The sequence below is a fragment of the Sandarakinorhabdus cyanobacteriorum genome (assembly GCF_002251755.1).
Classification (GTDB): Bacteria; Pseudomonadota; Alphaproteobacteria; order Sphingomonadales; family Sphingomonadaceae; genus Sandarakinorhabdus; species Sandarakinorhabdus cyanobacteriorum.
In genome coordinates, this window is record NZ_NOXT01000027.1 from 1 (window position 1) to 3,704 (window position 3,704).

Consider the following 3,704-nt stretch of genomic DNA (forward strand, 5'->3'; position numbering starts at 1 on the left):
GGAGCTCCAATAAGCTACACCACGCCGTGGGACACGATCCATGCGATCCGTGGATGAGGGTCGGAAAGACCGAACGAAGGCCGACAAAGGAGCCGGGATCATTCGTTCTGGAAAGAGATTTCAACCCTTCCTTGATATTCGTGACCGGCACTCCCCCAATGGCGAACTTCCGAGGGAAGGTAATCGACATGTGGCGGTTCCTCCTGGTTGCAGTCTTACTATGGGGTTTGTCGTGGTCGGTCAGGATGGAATTTTTTGGCCGATCAGGCCGGTGATCTTCGCCTGTGAAGCGAAGCGAGGGGCGGCACCGCGGTGCCGCCCCTGCTGGTCACAGGAACTCGACGTTCTCGGCGATGATCTCGCAGCCGTAGCGCTCATTGCCTTCGGCGTCCTGCCAGCGCGAGTAGTGGATGCGGCCCGTCACGGCGAGCTGGTCACCCTTGGCCTTGTGCTGGCGCAGCGGGAGTCCCATGCCATTGAAGACGGTGACCTTGTGGAATTCGGCATCCTTGACCGGGTAGCCGGTTTCGGGGTCCTTCTGGACCTTCCCGTCGCGAATGACGGGACGTTCTCGGTCACGAGGATGAGTTCGGTGATGCGGGTATCGCTGCGGTCGCGGGCGACGGGATCCTTGGCGAGACGGCCGACGAGGTTGACGATGTTCATTGCAAGAGCCTCCTTGGTGCCGACGGCTCGTCCGCCGGTGCCCTTATCGAGCCTCGGCGGGAGAGCTGGGACACCGCGCGCCTTCGCGCGCGGGAAACCTCGGAAATCGAGGTGGTGCGGGCAGCCCGGCTTGCCGGGCAACACGGCTCGCATTTCTGCAGGTTGGCCCTAAGCTCGACCAGAGAGGCAGGGGCACTGGGCGGCGGACGTGCGGGTGGCACAGGGGCTGATTGCGTGCCTGAATATCAACCTCGCCGCGTCTCGGCTTGCTGATGCTGGCGTTGATCGCAGGACTGATCGTCCGTCCTCGCCGATTTCGGTGAACGAATAGTCCCATTGCGGCAGCCGTCCGGAACTCCTGACCCTGGCTATCTGGGGTGCCGGTCCACGAGGTTGGCGTCACTGACGCAGCCCTCATGCATGATCGGACAAGGCCCCAAGGGGGCTGCCTGTCTGCACGTTGCGCCAATCAATCCCGATCGACGGGAGCTGATCTCCAGGCTGCTATGGCATCGATGATCTTTGCCGTGAACCGCGGTGGGAGTCGTCCGGCAATGTACCCAGGCTGCTTCATCAGGGGTCTGATGTCGAATCCGGGCCAGGTGAAGCGGTTGAATTCCGAAATGACGATGGCGCTACCGGGAGCAAGGCCAGCTGTGCGCGCAATCTCATCGGGGATCTGGATGGCATTCTTGCGCCCCTCGCCCTTGGTGGTGATCGCGGCGACCAGATAGCGTGACCCTTCCACACCCACGACGACGACAAAGCGTTCCTTGACGCCCTCATCGCGGCCTTGGCGCTGCTCTTCCTGGAAGAGATAGACGTATCGGAGGATATGGCCTGCGGCGGGGCGGTCAGTCTTCCCAGCGGTCATTGGCGAGTTCGCTGTCCGAGGGCCGTGCATTGGCGAAAGCTTGGCGGTCGGCTTCGGTCATGTCGGACGAAGCGACAGCTTCGATATTCATGTGATCTGCGATCGTACCGCGCGCCGCCTGTTCGAGATGGCGGAAATACTCGCTATCTGCGATCACATGCCGCTCGCGGCCATGGCTGGTCAGGACGACCGGCTGCTTGGTCGCAAGGTCGAGGAACTCGCCGGTGTTGTTGTGAAACCGGGTCAGGGGAACCCTGGGGTGCTCATTGGCCGTCGCTGGCATGGTGGTATCTCCTCGTGGCACCCAAAATAGCAATTATTGCCAAAATAGCAAGATTTCTGTGACGACGATTGCCGCGCTAGCCGTCCACCTCTGTCGCCAGCAGATCCGGCAACAATGCGGCGAGGCCCGCATCAATCGCAAAGCCCAGAGTCCTTGCCAGGCGGCAAGCTCGAGCGATTGACCCGTCTGGAACATCGAGCGCCTTTTCAATGTGCCCAAGGGTTTCGCCAGCGCCAGGTTCACAGACCGTGTGAAGCTTGCCCGGCTCTGCGGTGATAGCAAAGGGCCAGGTCATCGCGACACCGACAACCCCTTCGTCGAGAATGAGCAGAGTATCGCCAGCAGCGATAGTCTCGTCGGTCTGTACGGCGTCGTAGGCATTGCCCGTCGAGGCGAACGCATGGATCCGCCACGCGCTAAAGGCGAAGCGCTCGCTATCAGTCAGCATGGCAGGCCCCCTTCAGAAAAGGCGCGCTGCGCCGCTTCTGGAAAGGCTGCGGTGAGGTTCCGGTGGAGCGGCCCGGAGGACGCCGGGAAGAATGCGCCGGTGCTACTCGGCCGTGTGATCCGCAGCGCGCTTGCGACAGCATCCACGACGAAACCCGCAAGCTGATCGCTCGCCGTCAGCTTGCCGAATTCAGGCGGTGCAAACCCGGCCTGATGCCAGAAGGCGATGCCGGTCTCGAGGGTCTCGAGATAGCAGGCATGGCTGCCGTCATTCTGGTGATTGTCGATGCTCGCCTCGACCGTCCGGTAGGTCCCGAAATCATGGGCGTTAGCCTTCACCCGCAGATTGATTCCGGCGGGCGGAGGCCCGGCAACCGCGATCAGTGCAGCCCTGTAGAGCGTGGCTTCCGCCGTATTCACAAGGTCGAAGTTCGGGGTGTGGCCGATCTGCGCGCAGTCTTCGTTCCACGGAGCCCCGCCAAGATCGAGAGTCCAGTTCGTGTGTGCCATTCAAGCCTCCTTTGCTTGAACGGCACCTCCCCCTTCTCTCTCGCAGGCAGAGTTTCCGCTGAAGGTCGGCTCGGGTTGCAAGCACCGGGCAAAAGAAAAGGCCCGCCCGCGACAAATGTGCGGACGGGCCTTCCCGATGTGACCGGCGCGGGTCGCGGCACCGGTCACGGGGGGCTTGTGCCGGTCAGGCGTCGACGCTCGCGCGCGTCTTGCCCTTGGGTGCCGGAGCAGTGCTCTCGCCCAGACCGTCGCCGGTGGCAGCGGCGCTGTCAACGCCGCGGTCGCTGGCCGGTTCGTCGCCGGTGGCAGTCAGCGGCGGCAGGGCGCCTTCGCTCTCGCTGCCGAAGCCGTCGAGCGAGGCCTTGGGCTTCGAACGCCGCCAGGCGACGTTGTAGCTGCCGTCGTTCTGCTGGAACATGGCGACCGGGATCGGCGCCGAGAGGCTGGGATCGTCGATCTGGCCCGAGAGGAAGCATTCGCCGGTCTCGTTCGACGAGTATTCCCACAGCGCACCGATCTTGACCCAGCTGCGGCGGTCCGCCGAGAGCGCCATGAGGTCGAACTTGGGTGCCCGCTCGTTGGTGGATTCGAAGGCCCGCAGAGCGACGGTCGCACTGAAGGTCAGGGTGGTGATGCGGCCGATGTGAACGCCTTCTGCGTTGGCCTTGAGGGTGCCGATGTTCATGTCACATTCTCCTGATGCTGTCCGAACCCCTTGTCCGGAACACCTTCTCCCATCCCCCCTCTCCTCCGGGCCCGTGGCCCGGCCCGTGCGCCAGCCACCGCAGGCGCGCGTAATTCTATCCAGCCCAGAGGGCTGAGGAGCCTAGATGCATGGTTCTGGAGATCAATCGGCCCTGCTTCGAGCAATGCGCGGTCTGTACCTAGGCTCAGGACCTATTAAATCGCTTGCACGAGCGTCAA

Annotated in this window: 7 protein-coding genes; all 7 read right to left on the reverse strand. The window is 63.0% G+C overall.

Translation table 11 applies throughout. The features are described from left to right. On the reverse strand, positions 1-190 hold a 190-nt coding region (locus CHU93_RS17645), incomplete at its 3' end, for a hypothetical protein (RefSeq protein ID WP_207759163.1). A gap of 138 nt (positions 191-328) precedes the next feature. Continuing rightward, entirely contained in the window at positions 329-472 is a 144-nt protein-coding gene (locus tag CHU93_RS18295; protein ID WP_480935830.1) for a single-stranded DNA-binding protein, read from the reverse strand. 663 nt (positions 473-1,135) lie between these two features. After that, positions 1,136-1,540, reverse strand: a complete 405-nt coding sequence (locus CHU93_RS00520) for a hypothetical protein (protein ID WP_067490418.1) — start codon at positions 1,538-1,540, stop codon at positions 1,136-1,138. Further along, complete coding sequence (locus tag CHU93_RS00525) at positions 1,521-1,823, reverse strand: type II toxin-antitoxin system Phd/YefM family antitoxin (RefSeq protein ID WP_066530421.1); 303 nt, start codon at positions 1,821-1,823, stop codon at positions 1,521-1,523. Before CHU93_RS00525 ends, CHU93_RS00520 begins: the two co-directional genes overlap by 20 nt. 76 nt (positions 1,824-1,899) lie before the next feature. Next, a complete protein-coding gene (locus tag CHU93_RS00530) occupies positions 1,900-2,271 on the reverse strand; it encodes a hypothetical protein (protein WP_094472272.1) in 372 nt (123 codons plus the stop codon). Then, a complete protein-coding gene (locus CHU93_RS00535; RefSeq protein ID WP_094472273.1) occupies positions 2,265-2,780 on the reverse strand; it encodes a hypothetical protein in 516 nt (171 codons plus the stop codon). The genes CHU93_RS00530 and CHU93_RS00535 overlap by 7 nt, the downstream gene beginning before the upstream one ends. A gap of 184 nt (positions 2,781-2,964) precedes the next feature. Then, positions 2,965-3,465, reverse strand: a complete 501-nt coding sequence (locus tag CHU93_RS00540) for a DUF736 domain-containing protein (RefSeq protein WP_094472274.1) — start codon at positions 3,463-3,465, stop codon at positions 2,965-2,967. Positions 3,466-3,704 lie beyond the last annotated feature (239 nt).